At 61.9% G+C, this 18483-nt stretch carries 19 protein-coding genes and 1 tRNA gene; 7 read left to right on the forward strand and 13 right to left on the reverse strand.

Going from position 1 to position 18483, the window contains the following annotated elements; translation table 11 throughout:
• The 4 genes from ACFOOQ_RS18680 to ACFOOQ_RS18695 form a co-directional block, all read left to right on the forward strand.
• The coding region (locus ACFOOQ_RS18680) for a hypothetical protein (RefSeq protein ID WP_379729158.1) at window positions 1-183 on the forward strand (183 nt) is incomplete at its 5' end.
• Window positions 146-622: a cysteine dioxygenase family protein gene (locus ACFOOQ_RS18685; protein ID WP_379729159.1), complete on the forward strand. Its 477-nt coding sequence runs from the start codon at window positions 146-148 to the stop codon at window positions 620-622. The genes ACFOOQ_RS18680 and ACFOOQ_RS18685, both read left to right, overlap by 38 nt.
• Before the next feature lie 77 nt (window positions 623-699).
• Window positions 700-1908, forward strand: a complete 1209-nt coding sequence (locus tag ACFOOQ_RS18690) for a CaiB/BaiF CoA transferase family protein (RefSeq protein WP_379729160.1) — start codon at window positions 700-702, stop codon at window positions 1906-1908.
• 713 nt (window positions 1909-2621) lie between these two features.
• Window positions 2622-3299, forward strand: coding sequence for a GntR family transcriptional regulator (locus ACFOOQ_RS18695; RefSeq protein WP_379729161.1), 678 nt, complete (start codon window positions 2622-2624; stop codon window positions 3297-3299).
• On the opposite strand, the gene ACFOOQ_RS18700 is transcribed toward ACFOOQ_RS18695, so the two are convergent.
• The 8 genes from ACFOOQ_RS18700 to ACFOOQ_RS18735 are packed head-to-tail and all read right to left on the reverse strand — an operon-like array spanning window position 3290 to window position 10977.
• Complete coding sequence (locus ACFOOQ_RS18700) at window positions 3290-4246, reverse strand: hydroxyacid dehydrogenase (protein WP_379729162.1); 957 nt, start codon at window positions 4244-4246, stop codon at window positions 3290-3292. The genes ACFOOQ_RS18695 and ACFOOQ_RS18700 overlap by 10 nt on opposite strands.
• A gap of 2 nt (window positions 4247-4248) precedes the next feature.
• Window positions 4249-5355, reverse strand: coding sequence for a mandelate racemase/muconate lactonizing enzyme family protein (locus tag ACFOOQ_RS18705; RefSeq protein ID WP_379729163.1), 1107 nt, complete (start codon window positions 5353-5355; stop codon window positions 4249-4251).
• A gap of 22 nt (window positions 5356-5377) precedes the next feature.
• Window positions 5378-6613, reverse strand: coding sequence for a threonine synthase (locus ACFOOQ_RS18710; protein ID WP_379729164.1), 1236 nt, complete (start codon window positions 6611-6613; stop codon window positions 5378-5380).
• Window positions 6614-6618: 5 nt separating this feature from the next.
• A complete protein-coding gene (locus ACFOOQ_RS18715) occupies window positions 6619-7434 on the reverse strand; it encodes an ABC transporter permease (protein WP_379729165.1) in 816 nt (271 codons plus the stop codon).
• The gene (locus ACFOOQ_RS18720; protein WP_379729166.1) at window positions 7431-8243 is read right to left on the reverse strand and encodes an ABC transporter permease; all 813 of its coding nucleotides are present in this window, start codon (window positions 8241-8243) and stop codon (window positions 7431-7433) included. The genes ACFOOQ_RS18715 and ACFOOQ_RS18720 overlap by 4 nt, the downstream gene beginning before the upstream one ends.
• A gap of 44 nt (window positions 8244-8287) precedes the next feature.
• A complete protein-coding gene (locus tag ACFOOQ_RS18725) occupies window positions 8288-9367 on the reverse strand; it encodes an ABC transporter ATP-binding protein (protein WP_379729167.1) in 1080 nt (359 codons plus the stop codon).
• A gap of 47 nt (window positions 9368-9414) precedes the next feature.
• Window positions 9415-9873 (reverse strand): RidA family protein, encoded by a 459-nt coding sequence (locus ACFOOQ_RS18730; RefSeq protein WP_379729168.1) that lies wholly within the window; start codon window positions 9871-9873, stop codon window positions 9415-9417.
• 45 nt (window positions 9874-9918) lie between these two features.
• Window positions 9919-10977 carry an ABC transporter substrate-binding protein gene (locus ACFOOQ_RS18735; RefSeq protein ID WP_379729169.1) on the reverse strand — a complete coding sequence of 353 codons (1059 nt, stop codon included), beginning with the start codon at window positions 10975-10977 and terminating at the stop codon, window positions 9919-9921.
• Window positions 10978-11438: 461 nt separating this feature from the next.
• On the opposite strand from ACFOOQ_RS18735, the gene ACFOOQ_RS18740 reads away from it, so the two are divergent.
• Window positions 11439-11777, forward strand: coding sequence for an RES domain-containing protein (locus tag ACFOOQ_RS18740; RefSeq protein WP_379729170.1), 339 nt, complete (start codon window positions 11439-11441; stop codon window positions 11775-11777).
• A 135-nt stretch (window positions 11778-11912) separates the two neighbouring features.
• Here the strand turns inward: ACFOOQ_RS18740 and ACFOOQ_RS18745 are convergent.
• Together ACFOOQ_RS18745 and trhA are read right to left on the reverse strand one after the other, a co-directional pair.
• Window positions 11913-11987: transfer RNA gene (locus ACFOOQ_RS18745), tRNA-Val, on the reverse strand.
• 131 nt (window positions 11988-12118) lie between these two features.
• Window positions 12119-12781, reverse strand: a complete 663-nt coding sequence (trhA, locus tag ACFOOQ_RS18750; protein ID WP_379729171.1) for a PAQR family membrane homeostasis protein TrhA — start codon at window positions 12779-12781, stop codon at window positions 12119-12121.
• Between the two features lie 185 nt (window positions 12782-12966).
• Here trhA and ACFOOQ_RS18755 point away from each other — a divergent pair, with 185 nt between their 5' ends.
• The gene (locus ACFOOQ_RS18755) at window positions 12967-14037 is read left to right on the forward strand and encodes a YeiH family protein (protein WP_379729172.1); all 1071 of its coding nucleotides are present in this window, start codon (window positions 12967-12969) and stop codon (window positions 14035-14037) included.
• 25 nt (window positions 14038-14062) lie between these two features.
• Entirely contained in the window at window positions 14063-14962 is a 900-nt protein-coding gene (locus tag ACFOOQ_RS18760) for a LysR substrate-binding domain-containing protein (RefSeq protein ID WP_379729173.1), read from the forward strand.
• A gap of 27 nt (window positions 14963-14989) precedes the next feature.
• Here the strand turns inward: ACFOOQ_RS18760 and ACFOOQ_RS18765 are convergent, their stop codons facing one another.
• The 3 genes from ACFOOQ_RS18765 to lon form a co-directional block, all read right to left on the reverse strand.
• Complete coding sequence (locus ACFOOQ_RS18765; protein WP_379729174.1) at window positions 14990-15502, reverse strand: PAS domain-containing protein; 513 nt, start codon at window positions 15500-15502, stop codon at window positions 14990-14992.
• Between the two features lie 195 nt (window positions 15503-15697).
• Window positions 15698-15970, reverse strand: coding sequence for an HU family DNA-binding protein (locus ACFOOQ_RS18770; protein WP_379729175.1), 273 nt, complete (start codon window positions 15968-15970; stop codon window positions 15698-15700).
• Between the two features lie 37 nt (window positions 15971-16007).
• On the reverse strand, window positions 16008-18422 hold the full coding sequence (gene lon / locus ACFOOQ_RS18775; protein ID WP_379729176.1) for an endopeptidase La: 2415 nt from the start codon (window positions 18420-18422) through the stop codon (window positions 16008-16010).
• Window positions 18423-18483: the final 61 nt, after the last annotated feature.

Here is an 18483-nt window from a genome sequence, read left to right on the forward strand (position 1 = left end):
ATGAAACGCGCCCCTCGCAGCCGTCAACGCCATGATTTATATGCGAAATATCACGATTACGACAGCGAAATCAGCGACTTACTTGGAGAATGTGGGGAAACAGGACCTGTCGGAGAACCAGTTGCTTCCGATCATGGAAAACTCGATGAAGAAGCTGGTGTCGACGGCGGACTGGCTGCCTGACGATTACGCCCGAGTTTCGGAGAGCTCCTATCGCCAGTACCTGCTTTACTGCGATCCATTCGAACGATTCAGCGTCGTCAGCTTTGTCTGGGGCCCCGAGCAGAAGACCCCGATCCACAATCATGCAGTCTGGGGCGTCATCGGACAGCTCGTCGGCGAGGAAATGGCGCAATCCTTTGCGTTCGACACGGATGGCAGCTTGGCGCCGGTCGGAGACGCCCATATGGCACATCCGGGCGATGTAAGTTCGGTCTCTCCTCGCATCGGCGACATCCACCAGGTCTGGAACCCCAGCACGATTAGCCCTGCCATCAGCATCCACGCCTATGGCGGCAATATCGGGCGGATAACGCGCAAGACCTTTACGCCTTCCATCGGGACGGCCAAGCCCTTCATCTCCTCCTATTCCAACGACAGCCTGCCCAACATCTGGAAATAGATGGCGGAGCGCAGCGGTAGGCGGGTCCGCCCCTACTTTCCGCTGAGATGTCTACTGACAATTCCGAGGATCCCCCCATGCATGACGTGACTCTGCCGCTCGCCGGAATCAAGGTCATTGAAATCTGCAACGTTGCGGCTGGGCCGTTCTGCGCAATGGTTCTGGCCGATCTCGGCGCCGACGTCATTAAAATCGAGAATCCGAACGGCGGCGATACCTTGCGCAGCTGGCCGCCCCACTCCGGTCCGGATGGCAATACCTTCAGCGAGAATTTTGCGTCGCTGAACCGCAACAAGCGGTCCGTCACGCTCGACCTGAAGCAGCAGACGGACAGGGAGCAAGCAATCGTGCTAGCGGCCGACGCGGATGTCCTTCTGGAAAACAACCGCCCTGGCGTCCTGACCCGGCTGGGACTCGGCTATGAAGTCCTGCGCCAACACAACCCCAGGCTCATCTATTGCTCGATCTCAGCCTATGGCCAGCACGGGCCGCGCGCGGACGAAGGCGGCTTCGATGTCACCGTTCAAGCGATCAGCGGCATCATGAGCGTCACCGGCGAGAAAGATGGCGCCCCAGTGAAAGCCGGCGTGCCCATCTCCGATTTCGCGGCCGGCCTCTACGGCGCCTTCGCTATCTGTGCGCAGTTGCGCAGAGTGGCGGAAACCGGCGAGGGCGTGCATATCGACGTACCCATGATGGGGGCCTCCCTTGCCATTGCCGCCCTGCAAGTCAGCGAATACTTCGGTTCCGGAAAGGACCCCGTGAAGCTCGGATCGGCGCATCCGCGCAATGCCCCGTACCAGGCATTCAAGGCGCGCGACGATTATTTCGTGATGGCAGCCGGCACCCAGAACCTGTGGGAGACTGCATGCAGACTGCTCAACCGGGAAGAGCTGATCGCAGACCCCCGCTTCTCCACTACGGCATTGCGTGCCCGCAATCAGGCGCCGCTCAAGGAGACCTTCGAGATGACGTTTTCAAGCTTCTCTGCGCAGGAGCTGATCGACCTGCTGTCCCGCGCGGGAATCCCCTGCTCTCTGATCAACAGCTATTCTCGCGCACTATCGGATCCCCAAAGCGAGCATATGGGATGGGCAAACCCAATAGTCCTCGCAAATGGCGTCCATACAAAGACGCTTGGCTTTCCGTTGCAATTCAACGGTAAAACGCCAGGGATCAGAATGACTGCCCCAAAGCTCGGCCAAGATCAGCATATCATCTCGGACAGCCAGAATCAGGGCGGCGAATTGACACGCCCGCGGGCGAGACACAAACAGCCTCAGTAGGATTACCAACTTTTTGTCCGAGTCAGTAGATTTTAGACATTTCATCATCGCGATAAGATTACGTGCATAGCGCCGCTATTCGCCATGCCGCTTGCGCCAGTCGCATACCATTGGCTCTGTTACGTCGCTCTCATAGCACAACGGCGCCGCCCCACCCGGCCGCGAATAGGCACTGCGTTTGCCGCAGCGCGAGCCATTCTTGGCGGCATTATAGGGGCATGGGCAACTGCCACGATAATTCTGTATCGACTCTTGAATGATTTGTTGCTTGATCTGCGCATCGGTCAGATTGGGCTTGGCTTGCGCAACCGAAAGAAGCGACAAGTCGATTGATCTATGGCTCGATCATCTTGGCGGCATCGATCAAGGCTGCTACAGCCTGCACCCGCTCGAAAAGGCCCCCGTCGGCAATCTCTTCGAGCCGATCAAGCGCACGGCGTCGCTACAACACAAGAAGCGTAGCAACAACCCTATAGCCGGCTCATCGTACGCTCCTTAGCCTGCTCCTTAGCCTCAATCAAAAAATATCGACTTTCTAAAATATATATGATATAGTTAATCTCTTCTGCTTTTCACCTTGCTGTCGTTGACATACCCAATAATTGAGCTAATACAAGCGCCTACTACAAAACACGAAGGCGGAGTCCCCGGTGCATGCCTTGCGAATGATTGACTTGGTACGGGACGGTCGCTCGGGGTCCGAGCCCAAGACCTTGGTCGAGGCGATCTACAGACAGATTCGCCAAGACATTCTCAGCGGCAAGCTGAAGCCAGGCAGTAAGCTGCGCTTTGCCGACCTGAAAACCAGTTACGATGCAGGCACCAGTACGCTACGCGAGGCCCTCTCGCGGCTTACTGCGGATTGCCTTGTAACTGTCGAGGGACAGCGCGGCTTTCGCGTGGCGCCGATCTCGCTCACCGAGTTATGGGACATCACAAAGTTGCGGGCGGAAATCGAATCGACAGCGCTCGCCGATTCAATCGAGCATGGCGACGATAGCTGGGAAGCCAACGTCCTAGCCTCGCTGCACCGGCTATCGAAATATGAGGATCGCGACGATACCACACCCGCCCTGCTCAGTGAGGAAGGGGCGCTGCTGCATAAGCTTTTCCATATGTCTTTGCTCTCCGCCTGCCCCTCGGTCTGGCGCCTGCGCGTCCTTGACCTTCTCTATGACCAGTCCGAACGCTATCGCCGGCTGCAGACCTCATATCTCCCTGACTACCGCAACTCTCCGCAGGAACACCGCGACCTGATGGAAGCCACCATCGGCCGGCACAAGCAGCGTGCCGTCGCTCTGCTGACCCTGCATCTCGAGAAGACAGCGCAGAGCCTGGCCACGGTGGAGGAACTCTGGGGCCCCGAGGCGCGCCGCCAGGGTCAGCCGTAGATTTCCGGATTGGCGAGGTTGCGCGGCCGCTCACCATGCAACATGCGCAGCATTTCCTCGGCCGCTCCTTGACTCATGCGACGCAGGCTTTCCTGTGTCAGCCCCGCAATATGGGGGGTCAGCAGCAGGTTTGGCAAACCGAAGAAGACATGGCTGGCCGGCAGCGGCTGCACGGCAAATACATCAAGTGCGGCAGCCGCCAGCCGGCCACTGCGCAAGGCTTCGGCCAGTGCCTCGTCCACGATCACCGCACCGCGCGAGACGTTGATCAGGCGGCCTCCGGGACGCACCTGCCGTAGTAGACCGGCATCCACCATGCCGCGGGTTCGGTCATTCAGCGGACAGCACAAGACGATGAAGTCGGCCTGGCTGAACAGCCCTGCCAGATCCACAGCCGTTATGCCATCGGGAAGGTTTTCCGGCCGCGGCGTATGAGCCAGCAGGCGCATACCGAAGCCCGCGCCGATGGCGGCAACACGTCGGCCGATATTGCCGAATCCGACAATTCCCAAAGTTTTTTCCGCCAGCTCGCCAGCGCTTCCGACAGACTGGCGGACTTCCTGCCAGCTGGCTATGCGCAGGCCGTCATCCACACGACCGAGCCGGCGGCCGAATTTCAGCATGACCGCGAAACAGTATTCCGCCACAGCTGTGGCGTTGGCGCCGGGCACATAGGCCACCGGGATGCGGCGCGCCGTGGCGGACACCATCGGGATCATATCCAGTCCGGCACCATGGCGGACGATGGCACGCAACCGGGGTGCATGCTCCAAGATATCGGAGGGCAATGGCACGCGCACGATGATGCCTTCGGCCTCTCCTGCCAGGCGATTGAGCGTTCCGGCAGACGTATCCGGCGCCACCAGCAGCCGGACATGCCCGAGCAGCAGATCCTCGCCGCTGGGATCCAGCGGATTGGTCGCCAGAACAAGCGGCAGGTCGGTCATGCTCATTCCACCGTATAGCGTTTTACCGTCGCCTCATTCAACGTGACGCCAAGCCCAGGTCCCTGCGGCACCGCGATCTTGCCCTTTTCGGCGGCCAATGGCGGATCGGTCAGTTCGAAGCGGATTGGATCGAAAGCCACCGGATATTCGCAAAGCTGGTAGTTGTCGATGCTGGCCAGAACCTGGACCTGCGCGGCAAAGCGGAGAGCGGGGCCAAAGAAGTGCGGGATGCAGGGGATGTCCCAGGCACTGGCAAGATGGGCGATCTTCACCACTTCGGATATTCCCTGGCGCAGGTCGGGTTGCAGGATATCAGCTGCACCGGCTAGCAGGATGTCGCGCGCGTCATAGCGATTGAAAATCTCGTGCTCGCCCATCGCAACCGGGGTGTCGAGGTTGGCAGCAAGATGGGCATAGCCGGTCAGGTCGTAAGGCGGCAGAGGCTCTTCAAGCCAATGCAGCTCGTGCTTCTCCAGCCGCTTACCGTACTGCACGGCATGGGCCCGGTTCCAGCCGGAATTAGCATCGGCCATCAGCCTGGTGGAGTCGGTCGGCTTGAGCACACGGCGCGCCTCGGCGACGATTGATTCATCCTGTTCCGTCTGGAATCCGATGCGTATCTTGACACCGCTGAAGCCTTCCGCCGCGCGTTTTCCCACCTCCTCGGCGATCATGCCCAAGGGCAATTGCCCCAGGCTGGCATAGAGACTGATCTCGTCGCGCCGGCTGCCCAGCAGACGGTGGATCGGCTGGTTGGATGCCTTGCCCAAGATATCCCACAGCGCGGTATCGATGGCTCCCAGCACGTAGGACTCCAGGCTGCGATAACGACCGAGCTTGTCCAGAACGTAGAACATGTCCTTCAGGCGCGCGCCGATATCCAGAGGGTTCCGACCGAGCAGCAGCGGCCTGAACGTGTCGCGGATCAATTGTACGCAGGCCATGTCGCCAGCTGGCGGCCCATCCACATCGGCCAGGCCAACCAGGCCTTCATCGGTATAGACCCGGACCAGAATGATCCGCCGCTCGGTCAGCTCCATATGGGCGAAGTGGATCGGCCGGTCGTAACGGCTGGACAGCACGGTGGCGGTAATATCGGTGATCTTCATGGCCGGTTCCTTCGCCCGTGGCTCAGCCCAGGGCCTGTGCCGCGGCCAATAATTCCTCGTAGCTGCCCACCGTTTCCTCCGGAATGCGCACCTGACTGGCAATCTGGTCGAAATCCTTGAATCCCGAGCCGGTGACGACGCAAACCACCCTCTCGTCCGGCGATGCCTTGCCCTCCGCCACCAACCGCTTGATGCCGGCAATCGCCACGGCACCGCTCGGCTCGATGAACAGGCCTTCACTGGCGAGAAGCTGCATCGCCTCAAGCGTCTCAGCATCGCTCACGCCGAGCGCTGTACCGCCGGACTCGCGGATGGATGCCACCGCACGGTTGCCAAGCAGGCCAGGGTCCGCGCCGGCCAGCGCACTGGCGATGGTTGGCCCTTTTTCGACCGGCGTCACGATGTTGGCACCGGCGAGGACCGCCTTGGCGATCGGCGCACAGTTAGCCGCCTGCACACCCGTCATCTTCGGCAAGCCCTCCAGCCAGCCGATCCGTTTCAGCTCGCCGAAACCCTTCCAGGCTTTTACGATGGACATGCCACCATTGGCCGGGTGCACTACCCGATCCGGCGCCCGCCAGCCCAGGTGTTGCGCAATCTCGTAGGCGTAAGACTTCTTGCCTTCGTAGCGGAATGGATTGTCGGTGCCACAATCATACCACTTGACCGCGCCGCTGTGGATCAGCTTCCGGTACATGGCATTGATCTGCGAGTAATGTCCGCGCACCCGGATGACCCTGGCGCCGAAATACAGGGCTTGCGTCACCTTCGGCACCGGCGTGTCATCGGGACAGAAGACCACACTGTCCAGTCCTGCACGCGCAGCATAGGCCGCAACCGATGATGCCTTGTTTCCGGTGGAATCACAGGACAGTATCTTGTAGCCGAATTCCACCGCCTTGGTTGCCGAGACCGTGATAGAACGATCTTTCAGGGAACCGGTCGGATTGTTGGCATCGGATTTCACCCACAGTTCGCGCACGCCGACCGCTTTGGCAATGCGATCACAGCGCAGCATTGGCCCGTCGCCTTCGCCCAGACTGACAATGGCCGCGTCATCGAGCACCGGCATGAATTCGCGCCACCGCCAAACGCCGTGCGGTCGCGCCGCTATCGCGTCCCGATCCAAATCCCGGCCGATGGCGTCGTAGTCATAAGTCGCATCCAGCAGGTTGTGACATGCCGGGCAAAGCAGGAGATCCTCGTCCGGACGATAAAGCTTGCCGCATTCGAAGCAGCGGAACCCGGTGAAATACATTCTTGTCACCTATGTTTTGCAGTGGTGTCCAGCCGCTGGCGCAGCAGAAGTAGCGGCAACAGCAGTGCCAGGGTCGTCAGGATTACGAGAGTGGAGATGGCCGGCAGTATCGGCGTGACTTCATACTGGATCGCATCCCATACCTTCACCGGCAGGGTCTTGCTGTACACGCCGCTGATAAACAGCGTCACGACAACTTCATCGAAGGAAATATTGAATGCGAACAGGGCACTACCGATCAGAGACAGTCGTATCTGCGGCAGCACGACGCGGAAGAATGTGATGGCGGGGTTGGCGCCCAGGCTGCGCGAGGCCTCCTCCAGACTATGGTCAAGACCGCGGAGCGCGCTGCCGACGAAAACTACCACGAAAGGCATCGCCAGGACGCTATGAGCCAGCATCAGGCCAAAGACGGAGCCAACCAGGTGAAATTTGAGAAACACACTGTAGGCCGCCACGGCGAAAACGATGGTCGGCACAATGCGCGGCAGGATCAGGACCGCATCAAGCAGCAGCCGCCATCGCGCACTCAGGCGGGACAAACCAAGCGCGGCGGCAACGCCGAACACGGTTGCGAGGCAGGTTGTTCCCAATGCCACCTGCACCGAAATCCACAATGCCGTCATCCAGTCGGGGCTGGAGAAGAAGCGGCTGTACTGGTCGAAGCTGGGATGATCGGGAATCAGCTGCAATGGACCGGCCGCCCCGAAGGACATGGGAATCACGGCCAATACCGGCGCCGTCAGGAAGAACAGGACCAGTGCTCCGGGAATTGCCACGGCGATTCGGCACAGGCTTGCCATGATGCGGCGGTATTTCATGGCAGGCCCGGGCGCGCCCCGCGCCTCTCAACAAAGCGAACATAGAAATAATAGATCGCCAGAGTGACCCAGAGCAGCATATTGGCCAGCGCGAAAGCAAAGGGCCAGTTCAGAACCTCACGCACATTGAAGTCGATCAGATTGGAAATCATCATCTGTTTGGGTCCGCCGACTAGGGCTGGCGTAATGAAAAAGCCAAGTGCGACGATAAAAACCAGCAATCCCCCTGCGGCAACGCCGGGCATGCTGAGCGGCAGGGTGACGCGCAGGAAACCGCGCAGCCGGCCGGCTCCCAGGCTGGCCGAAGCATCATGCAGTTCCGGCGGGATCGCCAGAAGCGCGGAAAGGATTGGAAAAATGGTGTAGGGCAACAGCATGTTCGTCATGGTGACCAGCATGCCGAACTCATTGTACATCAGCGCCAACGGTTGCTCGATGACGCCAAGATCAAGCAGGAGGTTGTTGATCAGACCGGCGCGCTGCAGCAGGGCCATCCAGATATAGTTCCGGATCAGCATGCTGAGGAAGAACGGGATCACAACGCAGAGCAACAGGTATTGCCGCGTGCGCGCGCCGCACTGGGCCAGGAACAAAGCTGCCGCGTAGCCCAGCAGCACGCACAGGCCGGCTGTACAAAAGGCAACATAGAGCGTACGCCCGAACACCTGCAGGTAGATCGGCGTATTCCAGATGCGAAGGTAATGCGCCAGAGTAAAAGAGGGCGTGAAGAAACTTCCCCAGATCACTTGAGCCAGAGGCACTAGGAAGAACAGGAGCACGAAGACAAGCGGTGGCCCGAGCAGAACCATGTGATCCAGCCCGACCGGCGCCAGAAGTCGTCTTGATCGCAGTCTCATGATCGTATCGGCAGGCAGTGCTCGGTGCGCCAGCCGATCAGGGATGTGTCGCCGACCCGCCATGGCTGCCCGGCAGAGGCCAGGGCCTTGATGCTGAACTGCTCGCCGGTCTCTGTTTCAACGCGATATTTCAGCAGGTCGCCGACATAGAGAACCTCGCGTATGCCGGCGCGGCAGTGATTGGGCAACTCGGCTGCAGCATCGCCAATCTGGATGTTTTCCGGCCGAACCACCAGCCACGATGCCGCTTCCTCGCCGGGCCGCAGCGGGGCAGCCAGGGTTTCCAGTCCTCGACTCGAACGGCAGAGCAGGCCCTCGGTTCGCGGCTGGCACGCAGCCACGTCGATCAGGTTGGATTCGCCCAGGAAATCCGCGACGAAGCGGTTGACCGGTTTCTGGTAGACTTCCAGCGGCGGCCCCAGTTGCTGCAGAACGCCGCCATCCAGCACCGCGATCAGGTCGGACATCACCAACGCCTCGATCTGGTCGTGCGTCACCGAGACGGTCGTGATACCAAGCTGCTGCTGCAGCTGCCGGATCTCGATCTGCATCAGCTCGCGCAGGCGTTTATCCAACGCCCCCATCGGCTCATCCATCAGCAAGAGGCGTGGTTCGAACACGATCGCCCGCGCCAGCGCCACGCGCTGCTGCTGACCGCCCGACAACTCTTTCGGCAGACGACCGGCGAAGCCTTCCAGCCGCACCATGGCCAAAGCTCTTTCGACGCGATTGGCAATTTCCGCCTTGCGCAGACCGCGCATCTCCAGCGGATACGCCAGATTACGGAACACGCTCAGGTGCGGAAACAGCGCATACTGCTGGAAGACCACCCCGATATCGCGCTTGTGCACAGGCAGATCGACTATGCTCTCGCCCGCCACGCGCACATCACCGCCCGTGGGCTCCTCGAAGCCGGCGATCATGCGCATGGTGGTGGTCTTGCCCGAACCGCTGGGGCCGAGCAGTGTCAGAAGCTCTCCGCCCTGGAGCGAGAAGGACACATCGCGGACAACGACCTGTCTGTCGAACACCTTCATCAAATGCTCGACGTCGAGCGTGGCTGCCTGCGCCTGCATAACATACTCCCGCTTCACCATCCTGGTCAGACTACACCAGCGCCGGATCAGTCCGCCTCGAAAATGATCTCGAGTTCGACCGAGACGTTGGATGGCAGGGCATTTACACCGACGGCAGAGCGGGCATGGGCCGCGAGGGGGCCGAACAGCTTCTCGATCAGGTCGGAGGCCCCGTTGATTACCGCCGGCTGCTTCTCATAACCATCGACACAATTGATGAAGCCCAGCACCTTGATCACGTCGCGTAACTTGTCGGTCCCACCAGCCGCCCAGGCGGCACATGCCAGACAGTTCAGAGCCGCGTCACGCGCCGAAAGATAGGCATCCTCATCGGAAACCTCTCGTCCCACCTTGCCGACATAGCGCCGGACACCATTGATCCGGGCAGTCTGGCCGGACGTGAAGACCAGATTGCCGCTGCGCTTGGCCGGACGGTAGTTCCCCACCGGCTGCGGCACGTTCGGCAACTCCAGACCCAGGGATGCAAGCTTTTCAAGGATATTCATCGATCTACTCGTGCTGACAATATCTTTAACGCGGACGCACTGCCTTTAGCGCAGGCGCCACTCGTTCCAGCGTTCCATGACCTTGTCCAGATTTGGCCCCCAGTAATCGCCGCTGAGCAGGAAGCCCTTGGCAGCATTTTCCGGATTGGAAGAAAGATAAGGCCGCACCTTGGGATTGATGAACTCGGCGGCGTCGCTGTTGGTGGGACCGAAGGCGATATACTTCGTCAATTCGGCCTGGTTCTTTCCCTGCAACGCAAAATTGATGAACTTCATAGCGTTCGCGGCGTTCTTAGTGCCTTTCGGCACAACCCAGGCTTCGTAGGTGAGTGCGGCGCCGTCGTAGCTCACGCCTATCGGCTCTCCCGCCAGCATGGCCGTAATGGCACGCACCGAGGGCGTGACATGGATTTCGCCGGAGGCGAGCATCGGGCCAGGCTGCGACATCTGGCTCCACCAGATCAGCTTGGACTTGATCTTATCCAGGCTGCGGAAAGCGCGATCCAGGTCGAGCGGATAGAGTTTGTCCTTCGGTACGCCATCGGCGATCAGCGCGAATTCCAAGGTATAGACGGCGCCGTTGTACATGCCGCGCTGGCCGGGCACGCCGCCGATGTTCCAGAAATCCACCCAGGTCTTCGGGGCCTTGTCCGGCGAAGGATAATACTTGGTGGAATAAGCCATCAGCATCGGGATGGTAACGCCGCCGACGGCGAATTCGGTTACCAGTTCGGGCACGATTTTCTTGTTGTTGATCACGCTGTAATCCAGCGGCATCAGCAGGCCGTCATGTACTGCCGTATAGCGCAGCCGATCGGGCAGCGAGATGAAATCCCACTCGATATTGCCGGACTGGACCTGCGCACGCAGCTTGGCAAGATCAACGCCAGTGGTCTGCACGATTTTGATGCCGGTTTCCCGCTCGAACGGCTCGAACAGCGCCTTGGTCTGGCCCTCCTGGTACGCGCCGCCGAAGCCCGCGAAAACGAGCTGGCCGGCGGCTCGGGCCGAACTGGAGATGAACGGCGCGCCGAAACTGGCAGCGGCAGCGAGGGTACCGGCCGACTGGATGAAACGACGGCGGTTCGGACGGGCGCTCGGCATGGTCAGTTCCTCTCTATTCGTTGATCTTCGAGACCAGACTAGAAAAGCCCCGTCAGCACTGTCAACATATTTTCGACATTTTTAATTTTATCTGACAAATGAGTAAATTAACGTCATATGAGTAAATCGCGGGCGCCCCTCTTGCATTGGCCACTGGGAGATGTTGCCCTTTGCTCCTATTGCAGGCCTCCTCCAAGGTATTAAAAAACGACTTCCGGCATAAAAGCATGATCTGCGCAATTCGCCGCAGTGATGAAAAAGTCTCGCCGGCCAGCACTAAATGTGATCGCGACGAACGCTCAAGTGGATTGCCGCCTTTCGTTTTGGCAACGGCAATAAAGGCAAAACCTCTTAAGACTCTGAACGTAGTCTCAGCAGCTTTTCTAGAAGAATCCTTGTCTAGAGGTAGTTCGACCTCAGTAAGATTTCCCAACTACGCTCCTGGCTGTTAGCTACATGAGGTGGCCGCGCCCAAATTGATCGCTGCTAGAGATCAGACTGATTACACCGAGCTCATTGCCGGCTTTTTTGGCCCGTTTCACAATCTTCGCGATGTTAAAGCTGCGCAGTCCTGCCGCAGTGCTGATCCGGTCATAGGCTACCCATCCGACCAGGCGCTGGCAGCCGAGATTACCGAGATTGTTGCGCGAGGCAGTAATGGGCCGCGCGACCGGTCAGTACGCCGACTCGAAGGCATCTGTCTCTTTGCGTTTCATCCGCACGCCGTCCAGACCGTGCCCCAAGGCGCCATCTGGCGGCTTGAATGGGCCGGCTCACCAGTGCTGGCGAAACGAGGCTAAGGCCGCCGGCTTTCCCACCCGTTATTTCCTGACAGTTCCCGGCGTCACTGCGGCCGAGCCCACATGACGCCGTCATTTGACAGCGCTGAGATTTATCGCTGAATTGGCGCCAGATCGGTTGTGCGTTGCGGAAATTGGTGGGCGGTGAGAGGGTCGAACTCCCGACATCCTCGGTGTAAACGAGGCGCTCTACCACTGAGCTAACCGCCCCCCGGCTGAGATAAAACCGACTGCCGGCAGGCAGCGGATGGGGCTCTATAGCAGACGCCCGCGCCGGGCGGCAAGCCGGTCCGACCGCAGGCTCAGGCTACAGACTCAGGCCACAACGTCAGGCCCAGGCCTCAGGCCACGATGGCGACATCCAGCAGGATGGCGGTGAAATGGCAGGCCGCCGCCGCCAGCACGAAGACGTGCCAGATGGCGTTCTGGTACGGCAGCCGCTCCCACAGGTGGAAGATCACGCCCAGGCTGTACAGTCCGCCGCCGGCGATGAGCAGCACCAGCGCCGGCAGCGAGGCACCGGCCACCAGCGGGTTGAAGGCGACCAGGATGGTCCAGCCGAGCAGCAGGTAGATCGCCACCGACAGCCGCTCGAAGCGCAGCGGCAGCAGCAGCTTCATCGCCACGCCGCAGAGCGCCATCGCCCAGACGAACAGGAAGACGCCGCGCCCCCAGCCGCCGCCCATCACGATCAGCGCAAAGGGCGAATAGGTCCCGGCGATCATCAGGAAGATGGCGGCATGGTCGAGCCGGCGGAACACGCCCTTCCAGACCGCACTGCCCGACAGGTTGTACAGCGCCGAACAGCCCAGCATGGCCACTAGGCCAAAGCCGTAGAGGCCGAGGCTGGCAAGCCGCAGGGCGCCGGCCTGGGGGATCGCCAGCACGGCAATGGCGATGCAGGCGGCCAGCCCGAAGGCCAGGCCCACCACATGCACCACGGCATCGGCCGCCCATTCGGCCCGGCGATAGGTGGCAATATGGTCTGCAAGGCTCGGCGGCATGATCCGCTCCCGTTGCGGAGGAGACTGTCCACGGATTATCAGCCGATTTCCATGGCCAGAAAATGACGGCCGTGGCGATTCTGCCGTTCCTCAATTAACAAAAATTATTGATCGAAATAACAGAAATGATTACTTTGAATTGTTTTAAAAATCCTCCGAAACTTCTGTGGATTTTGGAGGATCCCATGTCGGACCAGAGCATTGCCCATCCCGCCCTTCCCGCTGCCGGCCACCCTGCTGCCGGCCATACCCGCAAAAGCCACGCGCAGACCGCCAAAAGTCTGCTGCCGGGCCTGCTGCTGACCGGCGGCCTGTCCGCCGTGGCGTTTGGCATCCAGAGCCTGCTGCCGCCGCATACGGTGCTCAGCCCCCTGATCATCGCCATCGTGCTCGGCATGGCCTTCCACAACACCATCGGCACCCCTGCCCGCTGCAAACCCGGGGTCGCCTTCAGCCTGAAACGCATCCTGCGCTTTGCCATCATCCTGCTCGGCCTGCAGCTCACCGTGCTGCAGATCGCCGCGGTCGGCGGTCGCGGCCTGCTGGTCGTCGCACTGTCGCTGGGCGCCACCTTCCTGTTCACCGTCTGGCTCGGCCGGCGGCTCGGCGTCGACAGCAAGCTCGCCATGCTGATCGCCGCCGGCACCTCGATCTGCGGCGCCTCTGCCGTGATCGCCGCCAACACGGTGACCGAGGCGCCCGACGAGGATGTCGCCTATGCGGTGGCCTGCGTCACCGTCTTCGGCTCGCTGTCGATGCTGCTCTACCCGCTGATCCAGGGCCATCTGCAGCTGTCACCGCATGCCTACGGCCTGTGGGCCGGTGCCTCGATCCACGAGGTCGCCCAGGTGGTCGCCGCCGCCTTCCAGGGCGGCCACGAAGCCGGCGATTTCGGCACCATCGCCAAGCTGAGCCGGGTGGCCATGCTGGCGCCGGTGATCCTGCTGATGGGCTGGGGCATGAGCCGCATGAAGAAAGGCCACGGTCATGGCCGCGCGCGCGCACCGATCCCGTGGTTCGTGATCGGCTTCATCGCCATGATCCTGTTCAACAGCCTCGGCGTGCTGCCCGAAGAAGCCCGTCACGGGCTGGTGCAGACCACCACCTTCCTGCTGACCATGGCGCTGGCCGCCATGGGGCTGGAAACCGACATCCGCAAGCTGCGCGCCAAGGGCCTGCGCCCGCTGGCGCTCGGCACCGCCGCGGCGCTGTTCATCTCGCTGCTCAGCCTCGGGCTGATCGAGACGGTGTTCTGACCATGACGGAGGCTGCCGGCACCCGATGACGCTCGAACAGCTTCGCATCTTCGTCGCGGTTGCCGACAGCCTGCATGTCACCCGGGCGGCCCAGAGCCTGAATATCACCCAGTCGGCGGCCAGCGCCTCGATCGCCGCGCTGGAAACCCGGCATGGCATGCGGCTGTTCCACCGCATTGGCCGGCGCATCGAACTGACCGAAGCCGGCCGCAGCTTCCTGCCCGAGGCGAAGGCCGTGCTGGCGCGCGCCGCGCAGGCGGAACTGGCGCTGACCGAACTGTCGGGCCTGCAGCGTGGTTCGCTGACCCTGCATGCCAGCCAGACCATCGCCAACTACTGGCTGCCGCCACAGCTGCATGCCTTCCGCAAACTCTACCCCGGCATCGCGCTCAACCTGACCATCGCCAATACCACCGAAGTCGGCGATGCCGTCGGCGCCGGCGCGGCCGATCTCGGCTTCATCGAGGGCGATCTCGAGAACCCGCTGCTGGCGCAGATCCCAGTGCCGGGTGACCGGCTGCTGCTGGTGGTCGGGCCGCGGCATCCCTGGGCCAGCGCGCAGGCGGTCACGCCTGCCGACCTGAAGCAGGCGGCCTGGGTCCTGCGCGAGAAGGGCTCGGGCACGCGGCAGAATTTCGAACTTGGCCTGCGCCAGCTCGGCGTTGATCCGGCCGGCATCAACGTGGCCTTCGAACTGCCCTCCAACGAAGCGGTGCGCAATGCGGTGGAGGCCGGCGCCGGCGCCACCGTGCTGTCCAGCCTGGTGGTTGCCGACAGCCTGTTCGCCGGCCGCCTGCGCGTCATCGACCTGCCCTTCCCGGAGCGGCATTTCATCATCCTGCGCCATGGCGACCGCTATATCAGCAAGGCCGAGGACGCCCTGCTGCGGCTGGTGCGCGGCGACAACGGCCTGCCCGGTCGCTAATCGGCGGCCGCTAGTCAGGGTTGTCCGTCAGGGCCGGGTCGACGGAAAGCTTGCACCGATCAGCCACACCGCGGCGCCATCGCGGCCGAGCACCGGCAGCGACATGGTTTCCAGCCGCCCGCTGAAATCGCCGGTGCGGAAACTGCCGACCAGGAAGACCGGCTGCCGCGTCTGCGCCACCCGGTTGGACAGCCGGATGCACAGCGCGGCCTCGGTCTCATCGAAATGCCGGGTGAAGGGCACGTTGGTGACATCGGCGCCGAACAGCCAGGTGATATGCGTGCCGAGCAGGCGGTAGCGCCAGTCGCGGCCGCCATCCAGCGGTTCGACAACGAAGAAATTGCCGAGGATGCCGAGCGCGCCGAGCCGCTCGAACGTGAAGTCATCCCGCGCCGGCAGGCCGCCGGTCGGCGTCAGCTCCTGCCACAGCCGGTATAGGGCGACTGCGCCGGCATGCTGCGGCTGCGGAATTTCCGTCAGCAGGTCGCCTTCGGCGCCCGACAGCTCGGCCGGCCTGGTCTGGTCGAAACGGATGTCCATGCCCCCTGCACTCCCGGCCCGGCAACGCAGCCGGGCTGGCGTGCAGATTAGCATGCCGGCCTTGCGCGGAATATGACGGCCACGCGCTCCGGTATCGGCCATTACGAAAAACGGCCGGCTTGTGCAGCCGGCCGTTGAGTCTGGTCTTTCGATCCGCCGCCCCGGGTGGAGTAGCGTGACGGCGCTGGCCTGCGGTCAGCTCACCGCTTCCTTGAGCGTCTTGCCGGCGCGGAATTTCGGCTGCCGCGTCGGCGGCAGGTCGATGCGTTCGCCGGTGCGCGGGTTGCGCCCCGGGCTTGCCGCCCGGGTACCGACGAAGAAGCTGCCGAAACCGACGATCCGCACCTCGTCACCGCGGCGCAAGGCCTCGGTGATCAGGCCGAATACGGCCTCCACGGCGCGTTCCGCCTGCTCCTTGCTGAGTCCGGTGGTATCCCGCACCTCAGCCATCAGGTCCTGCTTGTTCACGCTGTCGCCCTCCGGAATATGCTGATCCGGTTGTCCATCAATGCTTGACCACGCCTTCGCGATCCACATCGCCGTCCGGTTCGACCACCGCCGGCTTGGTGAGATCGTCGACGTCATTCCACTCGATCGGCTTGAGTTCCGCCGTGAGGGCGTGCTTGAGCACCTCCTCGCAGGTCGAAACCGGAATGATCTGGAGCCCCTTCTTCACGTTGTCGGGAATCTCGACCAGATCCTTCTCGTTGTCCTTCGGGATCAGCACCGTCTTGATGCCGCCGCGATGGGCAGCCAGCAGCTTCTCCTTCAGGCCGCCGATCGGCAGCACGCGGCCACGCAGGGTGACCTCGCCAGTCATCGCCACGTCCTTGCGGACCGGAATGCCGGTCAGCACCGAGACGATCGAGGTGACCATCGCCACGCCGGCCGACGGGCCGTCCTTGGGCGTGGCCCCTTCCGGCACGTGGATGTGGATGTCGCGGCGGTCGAAGATCGGCGGCTTGACACCGAAGGCGATCGCCCGTGACCGCACGAAAGAGCGCGCGGCCTGCACGGATTCCTGCATCACCTCACCGAGCTTGCCGGTGATGGTCATGCGGCCCTTGCCGGGCAGCATCACGGCTTCGATGGTCAGCAGCTCGCCGCCGACTTCGGTCCAGGCCAGGCCGGTGGTGGTGCCGACCAGATCCTCGAGTTCGGCCTCGCCATAGTGGAAGCGGCGCACGCCGGCGTACTTGTCGAGGTTCTTCGGCGTCACCTTGATCGACTTGACGCCCTTCGACAGGATTTCCTTCACCGCCTTGCGGGCCAGGTTGGCCAGCTCGCGCTCCAGCGAACGCACGCCGGCCTCGCGGGTGTAATAGCGGACCAGGTCGCGGATCGCCTCGTCGGTGATCGACCACTCGCCCTTCTTCAGGCCGGCCGCCTTGACCTGCTTGTCGAGCAGATGCCGCTTGCAGATCTCGATCTTCTCGTCCTCGGTGTAGCCGGGGATGCGGATGATCTCCATGCGGTCGAGCAGCGGCTGCGGCATGCGCAGGGAATTGGCCGTGCAGATGAACATCACGTCCGACAGGTCGTAGTCGACCTCGAGATAATGGTCGCTGAAGGTGTTGTTCTGCTCGGGGTCGAGCACTTCCAGCAGCGCCGAGGACGGATCGCCGCGGAAGTCCTGGCCCATCTTGTCGATCTCGTCGAGCAGGAAGAGCGGATTGGTGCTCTTGGCCTTCTTCATCGACTGCACGACCTTGCCGGGCATCGACCCGATATAGGTGCGGCGGTGACCGCGGATCTCGGCTTCGTCACGCACGCCGCCGAGCGACACGCGCACGAAGTTGCGGCCAGTCGACCGTGCGATCGACTTGCCTAGGCTGGTCTTGCCGACGCCGGGCGGACCGACCAGGCAGAGGATCGGGCCCTTCAGCTTGCCCGAGCGCTGCTGCACGGCGAGATACTCAAGGATGCGCTCCTTGACCTTCTCCAGACCGTAATGGTCGTCGTTCAGCACCTTCTCGGCGTTCTTGATGTCCTTCTTCACCTTGGTGCGCTTGGCCCACGGAATCGACAGCATCCAGTCGAGGTAGTTGCGGATGACGGTCGCTTCGGCCGACATCGGGCTCATCGAGCGCAGCTTCTTGACCTCGGCCATCGCCTTTTCACGGGCTTCCTTGGACAGCTTGGTCTTCTTGATGCGCAGCTCGATTTCGGCCACCTCGTCGCGGCCGTCCTCGCCCTCGCCCAGCTCCTTCTGGATGGCCTTGAGCTGTTCGTTCAGGTAATACTCGCGCTGGGTCTTCTCCATCTGGCGCTTCACGCGCGAGCGGATCTTCTTCTCGACCTGCAGCACGCCGATCTCGCCCTCCATCAGGGCGTAGACGCGCTCCAGCCGCTCGACCACCGAGGCGATCTCGAGCAGTTTCTGCTTGTCGCTGATCTTGATGGTGAGGTGCGAGGCAACGGTATCGGCCAGCTTCGACGGATCGTCGATCTGGTTCAGCGAGACCAGCACCTCGGGCGGAATCTTCCGGTTCAGCTTCACATACTGCTCGAACTGGTTGATCACCGAACGCGACAGTGCCTCCATCTCGCGCGCCTCGCCGGCATCCTCCTCGACCACCTCGGCCTGGACCTGGAAGAACTCCGGGTTCTCGACGAACTTGACGATCTTGGCGCGCTGGCTGCCCTCGACCAGCACCTTCACGGTGCCGTCGGGCAGGCGCAGCAGCTGCAGCACCGAGGCAATGGTGCCGACGGCGTGAATGTCATCCGCCTCGGGATTGTCCTGCCCGGCGTTCTTCTGGGCGACCAGCAGGATCTGCTTGTCGTCCTTCATGACGTCCTCGAGCGCCCGCACCGACTTTTCGCGGCCGACGAACAGCGGCACGATCATATGCGGAAAGACGACAATGTCCCGCAGCGGCAGGACGGGGAAGACTTGGGCACGGGGCGATGTGAACATGGCGGGTGTTCCTGTGTGGCGGCAGCCGGAACCTGACATCAGCATTCCTTTGCCACCCGTT

Source organism: Ferrovibrio xuzhouensis (assembly GCF_042648965.1).
Lineage (GTDB): Bacteria > Pseudomonadota > Alphaproteobacteria > Ferrovibrionales > Ferrovibrionaceae > Ferrovibrio > Ferrovibrio xuzhouensis.